Annotated in this window: 19 protein-coding genes; 16 read left to right on the forward strand and 3 right to left on the reverse strand. The window is 59.9% G+C overall.

The window, feature by feature from the left end; translation table 11 throughout:
- Nucleotides 1–18 precede the first annotated feature (18 nt).
- Genes AC2FI8_RS19365 through AC2FI8_RS19385 form a run of 5 tightly spaced genes read left to right on the forward strand, consistent with a single transcriptional unit; the run spans nucleotide 19 to nucleotide 4,161 of the window.
- On the forward strand, nucleotides 19–633 hold the full coding sequence (locus AC2FI8_RS19365) for a c-type cytochrome (RefSeq protein WP_496780620.1): 615 nt from the start codon (nucleotides 19–21) through the stop codon (nucleotides 631–633).
- 3 nt (nucleotides 634–636) lie between these two features.
- Nucleotides 637–1,536 carry a c-type cytochrome gene (locus AC2FI8_RS19370; protein WP_496780621.1) on the forward strand — a complete coding sequence of 300 codons (900 nt, stop codon included), beginning with the start codon at nucleotides 637–639 and terminating at the stop codon, nucleotides 1,534–1,536.
- 39 nt (nucleotides 1,537–1,575) lie between these two features.
- Complete coding sequence (locus AC2FI8_RS19375) at nucleotides 1,576–2,949, forward strand: multicopper oxidase family protein (RefSeq protein ID WP_496780622.1); 1,374 nt, start codon at nucleotides 1,576–1,578, stop codon at nucleotides 2,947–2,949.
- Nucleotides 2,950–3,002: 53 nt separating this feature from the next.
- Nucleotides 3,003–3,431 carry a c-type cytochrome gene (locus AC2FI8_RS19380; protein ID WP_496780693.1) on the forward strand — a complete coding sequence of 143 codons (429 nt, stop codon included), beginning with the start codon at nucleotides 3,003–3,005 and terminating at the stop codon, nucleotides 3,429–3,431.
- Nucleotide 3,432: 1 nt separating this feature from the next.
- Nucleotides 3,433–4,161 carry a DsbA family protein gene (locus tag AC2FI8_RS19385; RefSeq protein WP_496780623.1) on the forward strand — a complete coding sequence of 243 codons (729 nt, stop codon included), beginning with the start codon at nucleotides 3,433–3,435 and terminating at the stop codon, nucleotides 4,159–4,161.
- A gap of 37 nt (nucleotides 4,162–4,198) precedes the next feature.
- Here AC2FI8_RS19385 and AC2FI8_RS19390 read toward each other — a convergent pair whose 3' ends face one another.
- Entirely contained in the window at nucleotides 4,199–4,396 is a 198-nt protein-coding gene (locus tag AC2FI8_RS19390; protein WP_496780624.1) for a heavy-metal-associated domain-containing protein, read from the reverse strand.
- Nucleotides 4,397–4,596: 200 nt separating this feature from the next.
- Here AC2FI8_RS19390 and AC2FI8_RS19395 point away from each other — a divergent pair, with 200 nt between their 5' ends.
- A complete protein-coding gene (locus AC2FI8_RS19395) occupies nucleotides 4,597–7,107 on the forward strand; it encodes a heavy metal translocating P-type ATPase (protein WP_496780625.1) in 2,511 nt (836 codons plus the stop codon).
- 15 nt (nucleotides 7,108–7,122) lie between these two features.
- A complete protein-coding gene (gene cueR, locus AC2FI8_RS19400) occupies nucleotides 7,123–7,509 on the forward strand; it encodes a Cu(I)-responsive transcriptional regulator (protein WP_496780626.1) in 387 nt (128 codons plus the stop codon).
- A gap of 93 nt (nucleotides 7,510–7,602) precedes the next feature.
- Here cueR and AC2FI8_RS19405 read toward each other — a convergent pair whose 3' ends face one another.
- Nucleotides 7,603–9,000, reverse strand: a complete 1,398-nt coding sequence (locus AC2FI8_RS19405) for an ATP-binding protein (RefSeq protein WP_496780627.1) — start codon at nucleotides 8,998–9,000, stop codon at nucleotides 7,603–7,605.
- Nucleotides 8,997–9,722, reverse strand: coding sequence for a response regulator (locus tag AC2FI8_RS19410; protein ID WP_496780628.1), 726 nt, complete (start codon nucleotides 9,720–9,722; stop codon nucleotides 8,997–8,999). Before AC2FI8_RS19410 ends, AC2FI8_RS19405 begins: the two co-directional genes overlap by 4 nt.
- A gap of 169 nt (nucleotides 9,723–9,891) precedes the next feature.
- On the opposite strand from AC2FI8_RS19410, the gene AC2FI8_RS19415 reads away from it, so the two are divergent.
- The 9 genes from AC2FI8_RS19415 (at nucleotide 9,892) to AC2FI8_RS19455 (ending at nucleotide 18,725) form a co-directional block, all read left to right on the forward strand.
- Entirely contained in the window at nucleotides 9,892–10,479 is a 588-nt protein-coding gene (locus AC2FI8_RS19415; protein ID WP_496780629.1) for an EF-hand domain-containing protein, read from the forward strand.
- Nucleotides 10,480–10,899: 420 nt separating this feature from the next.
- Nucleotides 10,900–11,427 (forward strand): TVP38/TMEM64 family protein, encoded by a 528-nt coding sequence (locus AC2FI8_RS19420; protein WP_496780630.1) that lies wholly within the window; start codon nucleotides 10,900–10,902, stop codon nucleotides 11,425–11,427.
- Between the two features lie 41 nt (nucleotides 11,428–11,468).
- Entirely contained in the window at nucleotides 11,469–11,837 is a 369-nt protein-coding gene (locus AC2FI8_RS19425) for a hypothetical protein (RefSeq protein ID WP_496780631.1), read from the forward strand.
- An 81-nt stretch (nucleotides 11,838–11,918) separates the two neighbouring features.
- The gene (locus tag AC2FI8_RS19430) at nucleotides 11,919–12,290 is read left to right on the forward strand and encodes a DUF5676 family membrane protein (RefSeq protein WP_496780632.1); all 372 of its coding nucleotides are present in this window, start codon (nucleotides 11,919–11,921) and stop codon (nucleotides 12,288–12,290) included.
- Nucleotides 12,291–12,456: 166 nt separating this feature from the next.
- The gene (locus tag AC2FI8_RS19435; RefSeq protein ID WP_496780633.1) at nucleotides 12,457–13,515 is read left to right on the forward strand and encodes an outer membrane protein assembly factor BamB family protein; all 1,059 of its coding nucleotides are present in this window, start codon (nucleotides 12,457–12,459) and stop codon (nucleotides 13,513–13,515) included.
- A 65-nt stretch (nucleotides 13,516–13,580) separates the two neighbouring features.
- Entirely contained in the window at nucleotides 13,581–15,932 is a 2,352-nt protein-coding gene (locus AC2FI8_RS19440) for a copper-transporting P-type ATPase (RefSeq protein WP_496780634.1), read from the forward strand.
- Nucleotides 15,929–17,062 carry a saccharopine dehydrogenase family protein gene (locus AC2FI8_RS19445; RefSeq protein ID WP_496780635.1) on the forward strand — a complete coding sequence of 378 codons (1,134 nt, stop codon included), beginning with the start codon at nucleotides 15,929–15,931 and terminating at the stop codon, nucleotides 17,060–17,062. The genes AC2FI8_RS19440 and AC2FI8_RS19445 overlap by 4 nt, the downstream gene beginning before the upstream one ends.
- Nucleotides 17,059–18,384 (forward strand): APC family permease, encoded by a 1,326-nt coding sequence (locus tag AC2FI8_RS19450; RefSeq protein ID WP_496780636.1) that lies wholly within the window; start codon nucleotides 17,059–17,061, stop codon nucleotides 18,382–18,384. Before AC2FI8_RS19445 ends, AC2FI8_RS19450 begins: the two co-directional genes overlap by 4 nt.
- Nucleotides 18,385–18,482: 98 nt before the next feature.
- Nucleotides 18,483–18,725 carry a DUF2933 domain-containing protein gene (locus AC2FI8_RS19455; protein WP_496780637.1) on the forward strand — a complete coding sequence of 81 codons (243 nt, stop codon included), beginning with the start codon at nucleotides 18,483–18,485 and terminating at the stop codon, nucleotides 18,723–18,725.
- Nucleotides 18,726–18,779: the final 54 nt, after the last annotated feature.

The raw sequence follows: 18,779 nt of genomic DNA on the forward strand, positions 1-18,779 counted from the left end.
GACATACAGGACAAGACAATGACCATTCTCAAACTGACAACAGGCGCCGTCGTAGCGTCTATGATTGCCGCTGCCGCTCTCGCGCATGGCGGTGCCACAGGTATCGTGAAGGAACGCATGGACGGAATGTCCGCCATGAAGGAGAGCATGAAAATCCTGACCCCGATGATGCAGGGGAAGGTGCCTTACAATAAACAAACCGTTCGGCGCGAGGCCGAGAAGATCGGGCACCATGCGGGTGATGCGATGACAAAGCTGTTTCCGAAAGGGTCGGAAGGTAAACCCTCCGAGGCCAAGCCCGATATTTGGCAGGATTGGGACGCCTTCTCGGAAATGGCGGAACAGCTCCACACCTATTCCGAGGGCCTTGCATTGGCGGCTGGCAATGGCCTGATGATGTCGGGTTCGGGCCAGGGCACTGGCATGATGGCCAACAGTGAGACGATGATGGGCGGTTCGACGATGATGGGCAGTTCCATGATGGGTTCCGAAACCATGATGGGCGGCGGAATGATGGCGGGAGGCGTCCCCGGCCTTGAGGAGCTGTCGGAAATGCCTGCTGATGGTGTGTTCATGATGCTCAGCCAGGCCTGCTCGGCCTGCCACACCCGGTTCCGGTCGGAAAAGGAGTGAGCCATGAAACGCGTGGTTCGTTTGGCCCTGACCGCCGCCTTTGCGGCGTCGGCAGGTCTCGTCGCCGTGATTGCCTGGCCAATTGGCGTGCCGTTGCAATCGCTTGACCTCGAGGGTGATGTAAACCGTGGCGCGTATCTAGCGCGGGCCGGAGGTTGCATTGCGTGCCACACCAATTTTGTCGAAGGGGGCGCGCCTCTTGCCGGTGGCGTAAAGCTGGAGACGCCGTTCGGCACGCTCTACTCGCCCAACCTGACGACCGATCCCGAGCACGGTATCGGGGACTGGACGATGGAGGAATTCGCCCGGGCCGTCCGGCAGGGTGTGTCACCGGACGGGCAGCCCTATTACCCGGCATTTCCCTATCCCTTCTATGCCAATTTTACGGATCAGGACATTGCGGATCTCTGGGCGGCTTGGCAGACGGTCCCGCCGGTTGCCGAGCCGTCGAGGGACCAGGAAATGGCGTTTCCGTTCAATCAGCGTTGGGGGCTAAAACTGTGGCGGGCGGTATTCCTTGAAGCTCCAAGAACAGAGCCGGTAGCTGGCAACGACGATGTGTGGAACCGGGGCCGGTTGCTGGTTGAAGGTGCCACGCATTGTGCGGCCTGCCACACTGGCCGCAATCTGGCCGGTGCGCGAAATTCGGACACCGAACATTTCAAGGGCAGCGACTCTCTTCCCGGCGGTGACAAGGCGCCAGCTATCGATTTTGAAACCTTGCAAAAGAGGGGCTGGACCGTTGACAGCTTGGCTTATGCCCTGCGCACCGGTGTCATGCCCGATGGCGACGTATTCGGAGGCGCCATGGGCGAGGTGGTGAACTACGGCACCAGTTTCCTGACAGACGGGGATCGCAAAGCAATAGCGACCTATCTGCTGGATGCACATGAGGGGGGATAGGCCGTTGCCTGCAACAATACTCAGTAGAAGGGAACTCGTATGAACCTCAACCGCCGGCATTTCCTGGGAGGCATTTCGGCGCTGACCGTATTGCCCAATACCGGAGGGGCGGCACCCGCCCCCCGGATCATCGAGGCCCGAGCAGGCAAGGTTCAGGTGGCTCCGGGCAACTATCCGGAAACCGAAATCTGGGGTTATGACGGAGGTGTTCCCGGCCCAGTGATCCGCGCGCAGCAGGGCGAGACGGTCAGCCGAACGCTTGTAAATTCCTTGCCCCAGCCGACGGCAATCCATTGGCACGGTCTCCGTGTGCCCAACGAAATGGACGGTGTTCCTGGCTTGACACAGGACGCAGTGCAAGTGGGTGCGGAGTTTCTCTATGAACTGCCGCTAAAGGATGCCGGCACCTACTGGTATCATTCGCACAACCAGTCCACCGAACAGGTAGCACGCGGTCTCTATGGCGTTATTCTCGTCGATGAGGAGGATGTCCCCGAGGTCGATCACGACATCACAGTTCTGCTGGACGATTGGCGGTTGGGTCAGAGGGCGCAGATCACCGACGATTTCGGTTCCATGCACGACTGGACTCATGCCGGCCGAATGGGCAATTACGTTCACGCGCAATTGTCCCCATCTTCACCGGGCGTGCTGCAAAACCAGCGATTGCGATTGCGTTTCGTCAACGTCGCCACCGACAGGATCATGGCAGTGTCGCTACGCGGCCTGGCCGGAAAGCTTGTTGCCCATGACGGTATGCCAGTGGAAAGACCCGAGGACTTCAAAATTCTGGTCTTTGGCCCTGCGCAACGGGCTGACCTGATCGTCGATGTCACCGCCGAGGCAGGCGAGGCTGCCCAAATCATTCTGCACGAGCGGGATTCGGCCTATGTCCTGAGCGAATTGCCAGTGACGGGGCAGGGCGCTTCAGCCCCGCGAGAAACTATCTCGGCACTTCCTCCCAACCCGATTGACCGTATTGGTGATGTTTCGGGTGCCCAGACCGTTCCGCTGCAATTGGAAGGTGGTGCGATGGGTGGGCTGCAGCAGGGCACCTACAAAGGGCGCCTGATGAGCGCTCAGGAGTTGGTGGAGCAAGGACAGATCTGGACCTTTAACGGAATAGCCGGACTGCCGGAAGAGCCCTTGGTCTCCGTTTCGAAGGGAGAGGTCATTCGGATTCCAATGGTCAATGACACCGTTTTCCCCCATGCGATGCACCTGCACGGCACCCATTTTCAGGAGGTTTTCCCAGATGGGAATCTGGGGCCACTTCGCGACACGATCCTGATGAACCGGGGCGAAACCCGCGAGATTGCGTTTGCGGCGGACAATCCCGGCGACTGGCTGTTGCATTGCCATATGCTGTCGCATCAGGCGGCGGGCATGAAAACATGGATCAGGGTGACATGAACGCAGGCCGTTCATTGAAATGGGTTGTTATTCTTGGTGCCTGCGTGCTGGCCATGATCGTTTTCGTGATCGGGGTGACCGGCCGGGGTTTCGATCAAAAGGCGGAATTGGCAGATCCGTCGCGCGGTGCCGGTCTCTACGCTGAGAATTGTGCCTCTTGCCATGGTGGAGACCTTGAAGGCCAAGCGGATTGGCGGTCACCGGGTGAGGATGGTGTGCTTCCTGCTCCGCCTCATGATCGCACCGGGCACACCTGGCATCACGGAGATGGGATGCTGTTCGACTACACGAAACTGGGCGGTGCCGAGACCTTGAAGCGCACAGGTGTGACCGGTGTGAACAGCGGTATGCCGGGTTTTGGCGACAGCCTGTCCGATCAGGATATTTGGGACATTCTCGCCTTCATCAAGGCCAGCTGGCCGGAGCGGGAGCGCGAACTTCAGCAGCAGCGCACTTTGGCTGAACAAATGAAAGGAAACTGAATTGAAACGTATTATCGCCTGTCTACTTGCAATCGCGGTGTCGATCGGCGCGCCAGCCGCCAGCGCCGATGAGTTGTCTGAGGCCGATGTAAAGCGCCTTGCGCTCGAGGCCATTCTGGAAAACCCCGAAATCGTCATGCAGGCGGTCGGAATTCTTCAACAGCGTGAAAATCAGGCGAAAGCAGAGGCGGTCAGCAGTGTGCTGACCGATCAACGCGACCTACTGGAGCGCGACCCGAATGCGCCGGTCATCGGCAACCCCGATGGTGACGTGACGGTGGTCGAATTCTTCGACTACAACTGCCCCTACTGCAAACGGGCGGCACCGATCGTCGAGAATCTGATCGACAAGGATTCCCAGCTTCGCGTGGTCTACCGCGAATGGCCCATCCTTGGCGAAGGATCGGTGTTTGCCGCACGGGCCGCGTTGGCCGCCCGCAATCAGGACAAATACGAAGAATTCCATTGGGCATTGATGGATCTGAGGGGTCGAGCCAACGAGGCCAGCGTGATGAAAGTAGTGCGGGATCTTGGCTTGGATGAGGATCGGCTGCGCGCCGACATGGAAGCGCCCGAGATTGACGCACATATCCAGGTCTCGATGAATTTGGCCAGTCAGCTTGGGTTCAGCGGCACGCCCTCTTTTGTCATCGGTGATGCCCTTGCGCCCGGGCTGGTCTCCGAGGATGAAATGAAGCGGCTGATCAAAAATACGCGTGATGCACAGTAACAGTTGGGGGCGGCAACAAGTGCGCCCCCAAAAGGCTTCAGACGACAGTGGCCTCGTAACCTTCGGCTTTCAGGGCTGCAAGGATGCCGTCAAGAGAACTCGAACAAGTCAGGCTTACGGTGCGATTAACCATGTCAAAATCCAGCCGAGCGGCGGAATCCACGACATTGACGGCTTTTTCGATGGCTGCCTTGCAGTGACCGCAGCTCATTTCCGGGACATTCAGTGTTGTCATAGGCATTTACTCCTGTGTGCTAAGGCGTGGCTAAAGTGTTCCAGCACTGGAAGGTCAAGCGACAATTGGACCGCGGCGCGGATTTCCTCGTGTTTAGATGTTTTGCGATTTCACCGAAAAAAAATTCAGATTTGGCTCCTTGACCTTCCACCTACTGGAAGCACTATTTTGGCCATCAACAGAAAACTGGTGGTGAGAAGATGACTGAGAATGCAATTGCGCGATTTCAGGTCGAGGGCATGAGTTGCGCCTCGTGTGTGGGGCGGGTTGAGCGGGCGTTGAACGCCGTGTCGGGCGTGACCTCTGCTTCGGTGAATCTGGCCAGCGAAAGCGTGCAGGTCGGGTTCGAGGCGCCAGCAAACGCAGCATCGCTGGTCGAAGCCTTGGGCGAAGCCGGGTATCCCGCCGCAACCGAGGAAATTACTCTGGATGTCGAGGATATGTCCTGCGCGTCCTGTGTCGGCCGGGTTGAGCGCGCGTTGGCAGCCGGGGACGGCGTTCTGTCGGCAAATGTAAATCTCGCATCGGAAACCGCAACCGTGCGCTTTGCGGTCGGAGCGACCTCTCCGGCTGCCATTGCCGAACTGGCAAAGTCGGCCGGGTATTCAGCACAGGTCCGATCAAAGATTCACGTCGATCATGAGGATCGCAAGGCTGACGAGATTCGGCAGCTGGCGCGGCGCACCTTGTTTGCGGCCCTTCTGGCATTGCCGGTTTTCGTAATCGAGATGGGAGCCCATGTGATTCCGGGCATGCATCATTTGGTGGCAAACACGATCGGGATTCAGAACAGCCATTACCTGCAATTCCTGCTGACGACGATCGTGCTGTTCGGACCGGGTCTGCCCTTCTACACCAAGGGGTTCCCGGCTCTGTTCAAAGGGGCGCCCGATATGAATTCGCTGGTGGCGCTCGGCACTTCGGCGGCCTACGGATTCTCGCTGGTATCGACTTTCGCGCCGAACATCCTGCCAAAAGGAACAGCCAACGTCTACTACGAGGCGGCAGCAGTAATCGTAGTGTTGATCTTGTTGGGCCGGTTTCTTGAAGCCCGAGCGAAGGGTCGCACGGGCGAGGCTATCCGAAAACTTGTCGGTCTTCAGGCCAAGACCGCGCGGGTCGAAAGGGGCGATGCGGTAGTCGAACTGCAGATCGAGCAGATAGCCGTGGGTGATGTTATCCATGTCCGCCCTGGTGAGAAAATTGCGGTGGATGGCACGGTAACGGCCGGCGCGTCCTACGTGGATGAGAGCATGATCACCGGCGAACCAGTTCCGGTGGAAAAGTCCGAGGGTGCCGAGGTGGTCGGCGGAACGGTGAACGGCACTGGCGCGTTAACCTTCCGGGCCGAAAAAGTTGGCACTGATACTATGCTGGCACAGATCATTCAGATGGTCGAACAGGCGCAGGGGGCCAAGCTGCCGATCCAGGGGCTGGTGGACCGGATCACGCTCTGGTTCGTGCCGGTGGTGATGGCGGTGGCGGCATTGACTGTGGCGGTCTGGCTTCTGTTTGGTCCTGATCCTGCCCTTAGCCTGGCGCTGGTGGCCGGGGTGGCTGTGCTGATCATCGCCTGCCCCTGCGCGATGGGGCTGGCAACGCCGACCTCGATCATGGTCGGCACTGGCCGCGCCGCCGAGATGGGGGTGCTGTTTCGCAAGGGCGATGCGCTGCAGATGTTGCAGGAGAGTGCCGTGGTGGCGCTGGACAAAACCGGCACTCTGACCGAGGGGCGGCCGGAACTGACCGACCTGATCACAGCAGAAAGCATGGACGAGGCCGAGGTTCTACGCTTGGTTGCAGCGGTCGAGGCCAAGTCCGAGCATCCAATTGCCGAGGCCATCGTTCGGGCAGCTGAGGCGCGGGGCCTGGAACTGCCAAGCCCCGTAGATTTTACCTCGATCACCGGTTTCGGGGTGCGCGCCACGGTGGACAGCTACCAGGTTCTGATCGGGGCCGACCGGCTTATGGTTCGCGAAGGTGTGGATATCGGCGAACAGTCGAACCATAGCGCCGCGTTGGCAGGCAAGGGCAAGACGCCACTCTATGCTGCGATTGACGGGTGTATTGCTGCAGTGATTGCGGTCGCTGACCCGATCAAGCCGACCACGCCTTCCGCCATCTCGGCGCTGCACGCTCTCGGGCTCAAGGTGGCTATGATCACCGGCGACAACAAGGTAACCGCCGAAGCTATTGCAGCTGATTTAGGGATCGACAATGTGGTGGCTGAGGTGTTGCCCGAGGGTAAGGTGGCCGCATTGGAAAAACTGCGCATAGATCGCCGCAACCTGACCTTTGTCGGGGACGGCATCAATGACGCCCCGGCATTGGCGGCGGCGGATGTAGGGATCGCCATCGGCACCGGCACTGATGTTGCAATCGAAACCGCTGACGTGGTGCTAATGTCAGGTGACCTGAACGGCGTGGTCAATGCCTTCGACATCAGCCAGCGCACCATGCGCAACATCCGGCAAAATCTGTTTTGGGCCTTTGGCTACAACACATTGCTGATCCCGGTGGCAGCGGGCGTGCTCTATCCTCTGGGAGGCCCGCTTCTGTCGCCGGTTCTGGCTGCAGGCGCGATGGCGCTGTCCAGTGTTTTTGTCCTGACAAACGCCCTGCGCCTACGTTGGGTAAAACCGGCCACAGGTGGGGGCGAACAGGACGTTCAGCACATCGAACCAGCGCTGCAGTCGGCGCTGGCTGAATAGAAAAGGAGAACCAGTGTGAATATTGGAGATGTTGCAGAACGCTCGGGTCTGCCTGCCAAAACCATCCGCTATTATGAAGATATTGGATTCATCAAGCCAAGGCGCAGCCTGAACGGATATCGCCACTTCGATGAAAAAGAGCTGCACAAACTGGCGTTTATCGGTCGGGCCCGGTCGCTGGGCTTCACCATAGAGGATTGCCGCACTTTGCTGGCTCTATACGAGGACAAGGACCGTGCAAGTGCCGATGTGAAGGGAATTGCGAAGCAGAATCTGAAAGAGATAGACGCAAAGATAGCTGACCTGAGGGCCATGCGGGCGACCCTTTCCCATCTGATCGACGAATGCGCCGGGGATCATCGCCCCGATTGCCCAATTCTGAAAGATCTCGGCCAAGCGTAAGGCATCCAAGCATTCGCTTTTGCAGAAATTCGAGGTAGTGACGTGCCTAACCACGTGCGCGAAGAACGAAGCAAAATTGGCCCCACCGGGTTTTCAGGCGTCATTAAGGGAGATGGGTAACGTTATCTGTGCACAAAGCCCGCCGGACCGCGCGTTGATAAGGGATATGTCCCCGCCATGTGACTGAATGATGGTGCGCGCGATCGACAACCCCAGACCCGCTCCGCCGGTTTCGCGGGAGCGCGAGATCTCCAGCCGAACGAACGGATCAAACACCGCGTCAAGCATATGCTCCGGAATCCCCGTTCCCTTATCCTGAACGGAAATGACTGCATCTTCATCTCCCCGAGTGACCGTGACGTCGGCGCGATCACCGTATCGGCAGGCGTTTTCAATGATGTTGCGCAACGCCCGTTTCAACAGCAAGGGCCGTATGGTGACGATAGGATTTTCAACAACCGAGACGGCAATCTTGTTCCCGGCACGGGACAGGTCATCGGCGATACCACTAACGAAGTCGGCAAGATGAGCATCAGTCGAAGGTTCGCGGGTGGCAACGCCTTTCGCAAAGGACAGGGTCGAGTCGACCATCTCTTGCATTTCTTCGATGGTCTCGACCAGATGCTGCCGGGTTTCGTCGTCTTCGACCAGTTCGGCGCGAACCCGTAACCCGGTCAGCGGCGAGCGCAGATCGTGCCCAAGAGCCCCGAGCAGGCGGGTGCGGTCGGCCACGTAGCGACTCAAGCGGTCGCGCATGTGGTTGAACGCCTCGGTCAGGTTCCGCACTTCAGTCGGACCGGATGCGACGAGCTCTTCGACTTCCTCGCCCCGACCGAACCTGTCGGCGGCTTGGGAAAGCCGCCGTAGCGGGCCGGTCAACTGGGAGAGCAGGAACCAGATGGCGGCAACAAGGATCAGCGTCGCGGTCAGGCCGAAACTGACGAAAGACATCCACGGCCATTGCAGCGGCGGGTTGTGAAACCGGGTATCGACATTCAGCCACCCCGCCGAGGTCAGCTCGATCGACAACTGCATTTCCACAGCGGACATCTGTTCGCTCATCATCACGCTGTGCATTTCAGCCATTGTCGAGGGCATTCCGTGAGCCGGCAGCATTTCCGCCTTAAATTCGTGTAACTCCACGCGGATCTGTCGGGACGCGCTGCGAGGCAGCAAATCTCGAATGTTGCTTTCGATAAGACCACCGGCGTCGTGGTCAGTGTGATCGACGCTGGGGCCATCCGCGAGGCGAAACTGCACCAATGGAGAGCTTGCGGCGCGTAGGATCGCCTCATGCAGCTCTGGCGGGGCCTCTTCGATCAGTCGCGCGATGTTGGCCGCCCGGCCGGCGGTTTCCTGACCCAGCGCCATGTGCACAGCCATCGTGCGTTCGTCCACGAATAGCCACAGGCTGACCAGCTGTGCGGCGGCGAGGGCGGTGATAATCAGCAGGATCAACTGGCCGCGCAGGCTTTGCAGAAACGCTTTCATCCGTCTAACTCGTGCACGTCAACCGAAAGGCAATACCCGCCGCCCCTGACGGTTATGATGATCATTGGCTTTGATTGATCCTTTTCGATCTTTCGCCTGAGGCGACTGATCTGGTTGTCGATCGTCCGATCAAAAAGATGAGCGCTGCGGCCGGCAGTCAAGTCCAGCAATTCGTCCCGGCTGAGAACCGCGCGCGGCCTTTGCAAGAACACCGTCAACAGTCTGAACTCGGCGGTTGTCAGATCCTCTAAGTGGCCTTCCCTGGACCTCAAGGACCGGTTGTCGGTATTGAGCACCCATCCCCCGAAGGCTATCTGTTTGCCGGTCAGATCGCCTGCGGGATGCTCGATGGTTGTCGAACGCCGCAGAATGGCTTTGATCCTTGCCAGCAACTCGCGCGGATTGAATGGCTTCGGCAAGTAATCATCCGCCCCGATTTCAAGCCCGACGATACGGTCGGTGTCCTCACCTAAGGCGGTCAGCATCAGGATCGGCGGCGCGTCCGTTGACGAGAGTCGGCGACAGACCGACAGCCCGTCTTCACCCGGCATCATGATGTCAAGGATGATCAGATCGAACCGTCCTGCTGCCAGCTTGGTGTCCATTTCAACGGCGTCGCGCGCCGCTGTTGCACGCATTCCGTTCTTTTCCAGATAACGGCTCACCGAGTCGCGAATTTCGCGGTGATCATCGACGATAAGAATATGTGGGATCTCTGTCATGACCGGATCATAGAACCGCTCGGCGAGCAATTCCCGGCTTTTTTGTATCGCTTTGTATCCGCGCAGGCGTTTGCGACAGAGCGATACAAAGCAACCGGGGTAGAGGGGTGGTCGTGCGGGTTTCAACAAACATATGCTCGGTATCGAAGCAAAACCATGAGGTGGAATCATGAAACGCAAGTTTGGTCTGGTCATCGGTGTTCTGGCAGTAACGGGCCTGGCGCTTCCGGCACTGGCTGGAGGGCAGGGGCATGACAACGCTCAAATGCATAACCAGCAGTCCCAGGGGATGGGCCAGCATGGGATGATGCCAGGGAAAATGGGACAAGGCATGGGCCAGCAGGCCATGATGGGCGATCACACCGACATGATGCAGATGATGATGAAAATGCACGGCGGTATGGGCGGTATGCACGGTCAAGGGAAATCAAGCGGCAACTGGTTGATGGTCCTTGATGGGGACGATGACGGAAAACTGACGCAGGTCGAGATCACCGAGGGGCTGAAGGCGCGGATGGACGCGCATGATGCCGATGGCGACGGCAACCTGTCGATCGACGAATTCGAGGCGCTGCATTCCGGGATGATTCGCGAAACCATGGTGGACCGGTTCCAGCATTTCGACGCCAATGGCGACGGTTCGGTGACGCCCGGCGAGATCGAGAAGGGCGCCAAACAGAAGGCGCGGAAGCATGGGATGAAGCCTGCCAAGGCCATGCCCGATGCTGAAGCGGGCGAGGAAAAAACGGACAACTGATGCGAGGCCGGGGCCGGGCCATCGGGTCCGGCTCCGGGCTCCGATCCAAGGAGGATCACACGATGATGGGTTACGGTGTTGGAATGGGTTTCGGTGTCATTTGGATGTTGCTGATCGGTCTGCTGGTGGTGCTGGCGATCGTCGCGTTGGTCAAATACATCGCCAAATAGGGCAGGAGGGGCGACATGGGCTATACTTTGACTCGAGTGACAAAAACGCCTTGAGCTAAGAGGAGGGCGGGCTCTGGAAAGAACACGACACTCTTTGCATCTGGTTCTGATCGTCACTGCGGTCGCAGTGTTGGTTGCGATGGTTTGGATATGGATTTCCGGGACGGCCGCTACCTGGCCCTCACGCGAAACTATTGAGACCTGGGTGGAGCGAGCCGGCCCATTTGGGCCGCTACTGATTATCGGATTCATGACTACGGCAGTCGTCGCGAGCCCGATCCCGAGCGCCCCAATCGCCGTTGTCGCTGGCGCGGCCTATGGGCACATCCTGGGCGCCGCGCTGGTGGCCGCCGGGGCGGAATTGGGTGCGCTTCTGGCCTTTCTGATCGCGCGAAAATTGGGGCATGACGCCCTGCGCAAGAGGTTCGGAAACCGTTTGGACATGGGATTGATGGGGTCGCAGAACGTGTTGATGATGACCGTATTCGCCAGCCGCCTGATGCCGTTCGTGTCCTTCGACGTGATGAGTTATGCTGCCGGACTGACCCGTCTGTGTTTCTGGCGCTTCGCCTTGGCAACATTCGCTGGAATCCTGCCAGCCAGTTTCGTTCTGGCCCATCTGGGCGGCAAGATTGCCGGGGCCGATTCCGGCGGCGCCAGCTTGGCCGTTTTCGGGCTGGGTTTGGTGACCGGAGTCCCCTTGCTCTGGCTGGCTTGGAAGCAAAATAGGCGGGGCAGGCGCCCTGATCCAGGATTTGAGCAAGATCAACGCGGATGAACAGGGCTCCGCTAAACTGGTAAAAAGCGAGGAAACCATCGGTGACGCGCGCAACATGGATATCAACATTGGCAAGGGCGGTTCGGGCCGCAGGCCAGTTGCGCGCTATGCTAATGTGTGTCCTTGTCATATCGATGCTGGTCACCGCGGTTCCGACGCACGCTGCGCACGAACTTGCGCTACCAGATGCCTTTGCTGAGCTGGTCGAACATGGACCGGATCAGCCTGACGTCGAGGATCAGGGCGCGGATATTGACTGTTCGATCCATCCGGGATGCTACGCCTTGGCACTTGTAGACCCGGCCAAAATGCCGGTGGTGCATCTTGCCTCGGCGGTTTACCCCGATCATCGCAAATATCTTCCGGGTGTTCTGGCCCCCCCACTTCCGCACCCACCCAACCATTCCTGAACCGAGTCGCCGACGGGCCCCGCCAATCCGGGGCTGCGTCGATGCCGCAGATCGCGGCCCCTCCAGTTCAGGGAAATCCCGATGTTTGCCTTCCTCTACTTCCTCGTTACAGCAGCTCTGCTATTGGCGGTGCTGCGCCTGACATGTGGTCCCTACGTGATGGGTCGCCCAGATTCAGGAACGCAGGCCTCTGGCCCGCATCCGCAGCTCCCGGTGATTGCGCTTGGCTGGACTCTTAGCCTGTTTTTGACTGTTACCTATGTCCTGTGCGTGGGCTTCGACCTGATTTTCCCGGGCTACGCCATGTATGAGGTCTGGATTGGCCTAATGCCGGGCATGACCTGGCTCAATTGGCGATCATTCCTGCTCGGGCTGGTGTGGGCATTTTTCTACGGCTGGTATGCAGCATTGCTCTTCGGTGGGCTCTTCAACGCCACAACGGCCCGCGCCTGACCTATCTTCGCGGATCGGAAACCAACACCACTAACAGAAAGGAAATGGCCATGATGGCCCTCACTCTGACACTGATCCTGACACCGTTCCTGATGATGGTGATCTACCGGATCTTTCTGCACGTTCCCGCCAAGGTTCGCATCCAACACAACGAGAGGAAACCCAAATGATCCAGCTCAAACTGGCGGCAACCCTGTCCGCACTGGCCCTGTCCGCACCGTCGATTGCCCTGGCCGGCACCGTGTTCATCCCCGAGGGAAGCGCCAATTCCATCCTGATGATCGAGCCTGAAACCGGAGAGGTCCTCGGCCGACTGTCGGGTTTCGAGGCGATCCATGGGTTGGGCGGCGCACCTGGCGCAAAATACCTGGTCGCTGGCAGCTTCACCGAGATTGATCGGGACAAGGCCGCTGCAACGGCAAAACCCAAGGGCATATCCGAGGAAGATCACGCCGCCCATCACGCCAAGCGCGACAAGACGGCACTACCTGAAGACGTAGGGCTGAGCCTCGTGACGATCCTGGATGCCAAAACACGCGATGTTGTGCAGCAGATCGAGGTTCCGGGGGCTGTGCATCACACTGCTGTGTCACCCAACGGGCGGCTTGCGGTGGTGACTCACCCGGCCGGCGATGGCATTTCCATCATCGACCTCGAAACGCTGACCTACCGCAAATTTGTCCAGACCGGGCCAATGCCGAACTATGCAGTCTTCGGACCTGAAGGCGGCAACGTATATGTGACAAACACCGGCAACGGCACGCTGAGCGAAGTGGACGCCAAAAATGGTTACCTCATTCGCAACATTCGCGTGGGCGAAGGGCCTGAACACCTGGTGCTGAGTGCCAACGGGGCGGTTGCCTTTGTTGCCGACAGCGACGGTGGCAAGGCCCATCGCGTGGATCTGAGCAGCGGCGAAGTCACCGACGCGTATGACATTGGCGGCGAGGTGCACGGCATCGGCCTGTCCGACCGCGAGGGGGTTCTGTTTGTCGCCGGCAAGGGCACTGACCGGCTGGTGTCGATCGACCTGGCCACCGGGAAACAGCGCGAGGCCGCCCTGTCACCCAAGCCCTATCACCTGACCACCATCCCGAATTCGGGAAAACTGATGGTTTCGAGCAGGTCGGAGCCGAAAGTCTGGGTTGTCGATCAGGCCACCCTAACGGCTTCGGACGTAATCACCATTCATGGAGAGGGGCACCAGATGGTGGCCTTGCCGTAATCCCGCCTGTAGCGCCGGACCCGAAATTGAACACCCGACCTACTCCATAACCGAAGGGGAAGACTATGAACGACGACCAGGATCACATGACCCAAGCAAGCGTTGCGACGCAAGTCGCCTATGTCTGCCCGATGCATCCTGAGGTGCGCCAGTTTGGGCCAGGGAATTGCCCCAAATGCGGAATGAACCTTGTTACCGAAGAAACGGCGTCTCACACCCTTGTCTCGCCCAACTCGTCAACCGGCGAGTTAGATACAGCAAGGAAGCAGTATGACACTGTGCCAACGGATTATTCCGGGCCGGTCTATACTTGCCCGATGCACCCCCAGGTGCGCCAAGCGGAATCGGGTTCGTGCCCGATCTGCGGCATGGGGTTGGAGCTTGAAACGGCAAGTGTGACCGATGACGCCCCCAACCCGGAATTGGTGGACTTCACCCGGCGCTTCTGGGTTGGCGGCGTCCTGACGTTGCCGCTTCTTGTCTTTACGATGGGGCCATTTGTCGGAATCCCTGGCGTCCGCGAAATCTTCGGCGAACGCGCGACGTTGTGGATCGAACTGGTTTTGGGCACGCCAGTGGTGCTGTGGTGCGGATGGCCATTTCTTGAGCGAGGCTGGACGTCGTTCCGAACCATGAACCTCAACATGTTTTCGCTCATAGGTATGGGTGTGGCGGCGGCTTGGCTGTTCAGCGTAGTGGCGGTGCTGGCACCGGGCATCTTCCCCGACGGATTTCGTGACGCCGAAGGTCATGTCGGCGTCTATTTCGAGGCAGCGGCAGTGATAGTTGCGCTGGTTCTGCTGGGGCAAATAATGGAACTGCGTGCCCGCGAAGGCACCGGTAAGGCAATCCGGGCGCTCCTGGACATGGCAGCCAAGAGCGCCCGGATCATCCACGCTGATGGTCGTGAAGAAGAAATCCCGCTGGAAGACGTGCAGGTGGGCGACCGGTTGCGTGTGCGCCCCGGTGACAAAGTGCCGGTGGACGGTGTGGTCATGGAAGGGCGCTCTTCGGTTGATGAAAGCATGATCTCGGGTGAACCGGTGCCCGTAGAGAAGGTTGCAGGCGAAGCTCTTACCGGTGCCACTATCAATGGCACCGGCAGTCTGGTGATGCAGGCAACGCGAGTGGGCGCCGACACGATGCTGAGCCAGATCGTTGAGATGGTGGCAAACGCACAACGGTCCCGCGCCCCAATCCAGAAATACGCCGACATGGTCGCGGGCATGTTTGTGCCAGCGGTGATTGGCGTTGCGCTGCTGGCCTTCATCGGCTGGTCGATCTGGGGACCTGCACCATCGCTGTCCTACGCGCTGGTTTCCGCGGTGGCCGTGCTGATCATCGCCTGTCCTTGCGCCTTGGGTCTGGCCACGCCGATGTCGATCATGACCGCCACCGGGCGCGGTGCCCAAGCCGGGGTTCTGATCAAAAACGCCGAAGCCCTGGAACGGTTCGAGAAGGTTGACACGTTGATCGTCGACAAGACCGGAACGCTGACGATGGGCAAGCCGCGTCTTGTCGCCGTGCTGCCCGAGCCCGACCATGACGAGACCGAGGTGCTGCGCCTGGCCGCGACACTTGAGAAGGGCTCGGAGCACCCTTTGGCCGAGGCGATCGTCGAGGGCGCCAAGGAGCGCGGAGTGGCGCTATCGGATGCCAGTGATTTCGAAGCCGTGACCGGTAAAGGGGTGAAGGGCACGGTAGATGGCCGGCCCGTCGCGCTTGGCAATCTGAAGTTTGTGACGGATCTCGGGCTGGAGGCGGCAGATCTGACCGCCAAAGCCGATATACGCCGCGACGAGGGAGAAACAGTGATGTTCGTCGTGCTGGACGGGGCGGTGGCGGGCTTGGTCAGCGTAGCCGACCCGGTGAAAGAAACGACCCCCGCTGCGCTGCAGGCTCTGCACGATTTGGGGTTCCGCATCATTATGGCCACTGGCGACAATGAACGCACTGCCCAGGCTGTTGCCGGACGGTTGGGCATCGACGAGATCCGCGCCGACGTTCTGCCCGAGGACAAGGCGCGCATCGTCCGAGAGCTTCAGGACAGCGGCGCCAAGGTGGCGATGGCGGGCGATGGGGTTAACGACGCGCCGGCACTCGCGCAGGCCGACGTTGGCATCGCCATGGGCACCGGTGCCGACGTGGCGATCGAAAGCGCGGGCTTCACGCTGGTCAAGGGAAACCTCGACGGCATCGTGCGCGCACGCAAGCTGGCCCGCGCCACAATGCGCAACATTCGCCAAAACCTGTTCTTCGCGCTCATTTACAACGCCTCGGGCGTGCCTGTGGCGGCGGGCGTGTTGTTCCCGTTCTTCGGTATCCTGATCAGCCCGATGTTCGCGGCCTTCGCCATGAGCGCTTCGTCGATCTCGGTGGTTCTGAACTCTCTCAGGCTACGAGGAGTGAAGATATGAACGCATTTCGGAACATGTCGCCCGACAAAACCCGCCTTTGGATCTTGGGTGGCACTGGCGCTGTGGGTCGTCAGGTGATCCGGCTGCTACCCCAAAATCAAGCCGTTGGGGTCACGGTCGTATCCCGCCATACTCCAGCGAAGAGCGTGCGAGCCGAATGGCTGCACCACATGCAACTGGACCTGAGTCAACCGGACGTCGCTCTGCCGTTTGGCATGGGAGACCGCGTGATAAACCTTACGGAGCGGACGCCCGCGTCCTTTGTGACTGCAGCCGTCAGATGCGGCGCGATCTTCATCGACAGTTCCGCAAGCCTGGCCTATGTGCGATCCTTGCGCCGCGCTGCAAGTGAGGCTGTCGGCCCGGGCTACCTGGTGGACTGCGCAGGCTTGGCGCCTGGGCTAACCAACATGATGGCCCACAGTTTGGCCGCCGGGAACCCGAAAACACGGCGTATGGAAATCGCGGTTGAGCTGGGGTTGGGAAAGCATGCTGGCCGTGCCGCGACTGAGTGGTTCTTTCGCAACCTCAACCTGTCCTACGAGACCGTCATCGACGCAGGGACACGGGCTCTGCGTCCCGGACAGCTGCGCGGCTGTTTTCCATTTCACACTGGATCGCCCGACCGGATCGCCGTGAATTTTCCGTTTGTCGAACAGTTCGTGCTTACTCGAGAACTGCCCGGTCCCTGCACGACCGTGCTGAGCTATCTGGCACTGGACCCGCCCTGGGTCACGGCCGCCTTAGCCCGGCTATTGCGGTGGGGGGCAGGCAGTATCCTTTCCAGTAATGCAGACAGGATTGCCCGTGGCCTGCTACGCATGCCGGCATTCGGACCTGCCTCGACGCGCGTAATCGTGCGCGGCTTTGACGGCAAAGGCCAGAATACCGGCGTGCTGCGCTTTGTTACCGGGGATCAGACCGCCGCCACAGCGGCCGTTATCACAGCCACAACCCTTGCTGCTCGAATCTACACCTTACCCGGCGCGAAAATCCTTACTGCGGCCGATGTTCTGAGGCTGGACGAAGCAGTTGGCGCCATTCGCATCGCATGGCCCGAAGCTCGACTGGAAAGCGAATCCGGCGCCGAGCCGGTGTCCAGCGCACCAAATGAAGAGGTGGCAGGATGACCGAACGCCATACGACACACGGCAAGAACAGGAGCCTTGAGGCCGGTTCGATTTCGTTGTCCGGTGCGGTGGCGATGGGCACCGGCGTGATGATTGGCGCGGGGATCTTTGCGCTGACGGGTCAAATTGCCGGGCTCGCGGGCCCATGGTTCCCGCTGTCCTTCGTCGCCGGGGCCATCGTGACGGCCTTCAGCGCCTATACCTACATCGCCATGTCGAATGCCTGGCCCTCGTCCGGTGGCATTGCCATGATCCTGACCAAGGCCTACGGGACGGGGGCCGTTGCGGCGGCGGCCTCGCTGCTGATGGCGCTGTCGATGGTCATCAACGAAAGCCTTGTCGCCCGCACCTTTGCCACCTACGCGCTAAGACCCTTCGACATCGAGGGCGGGCCACTGGTGCCATTGATTGGCGTGGCGCTGATCGTCTTTGCCTACGCGATCAACAAATCGGGCAACCGGTCGGTCGGGCTGTGGTCGATCATCATGTCGGCGTTCAAGATCGGTGGGATCGCGGTTTTCGGCATTGCCGCGCTGTGGGCCACCGGCGGAGGCTGGCAGGCAAACGGCTCGGAACCGGCCGCGCCGCTGGGATTTGTCGCATCGGTGGCCCTGTCGATCCTGGCGTTCAAGGGCTTCACCACCATCACCAACAGCGGTGCCGAGATCGTGGACCCGCATCGCAATGTCGGGCGCACCATCATGATCTCAATCGCAATATGCGCGGTGGTCTACCTGCTGGTCGCCTTTGCCGTCGGCGCGAGCTTGCCGCCCGAGCGGATCCGCGCGGCGCAGGATTATGCGCTGGCCGAGGCTGCCGGGCCGGTGCTGGGGCAGGGCGGGTTCTACCTGACCGTGGCGCTGGCGATGGTGGCGACAGCCTCGGGCATCATTGCGAGCGTTTTTGCAGTGTCGCGGATGCTTGCGATGCTGACCGACATGAAGATGATCCCGCACAGCCATTTCGGTATGTCAGGAACCATCCAGTCGCACACGCTGATCTACACCGTCGTCATCGCCGGGCTTCTGACCGTGCTGTTCGACCTGTCGCGCATCGCCTCGCTGGGTGCGTTTTTCTATCTGGTGATGGATATGGCAGTGCACTGGGGCGTATGGCGAAACCTGCGCGGCCAGATCGCCGTCCGCTCATGGGTTCTGTTGACCGCCCTGGCGCTGGACGCCGTGGTGCTGGCGGCCTTCACCACCCTGAAACTGCGGTCGGACCCGATGATCGTGATCTACGCGGTTGCGGGGATCGCCCTGGTCTTCGCCTATGAACGCGCCTTTTTGAAACGCTGGATAAACACACAGGAGGCAATTTAGTTATGACTTTTCAACCCCTTGACAAAAAAGGACTGGATCGGTCGGCGGCCGTGCCGGACCACCCCGCGAACCCGCCGCAACAGGCAGAGGAGACAGACATGAACGATGTGACACAGGACCGAACCTCGGAACAGGAAGCTCGTCCCGAGACCACCCGGCGCAAATGGTTGCCGCTTGCCGTGGCCCTTGCCGTCGGGGCCGGGGTTCTGGGCTGGGAATATCGCGAAACGCTCTATCCGCTGCTTGGATCCCCGGTGTTGTTCCTGCTGGTTTGCCTGGGCATGCATTTCCTGATGCATCGCGGTCATGGCGGACACGGGGGTGGAGGCAGCGGGTCCTGACGGCCTTTCGGCTGGCCCGTTTGATGGCTGGCTGTTGGATCGCCGCAACCCGAG

The sequence above is a fragment of the Ruegeria sp. CDSB029 genome (genome assembly GCF_059611125.1).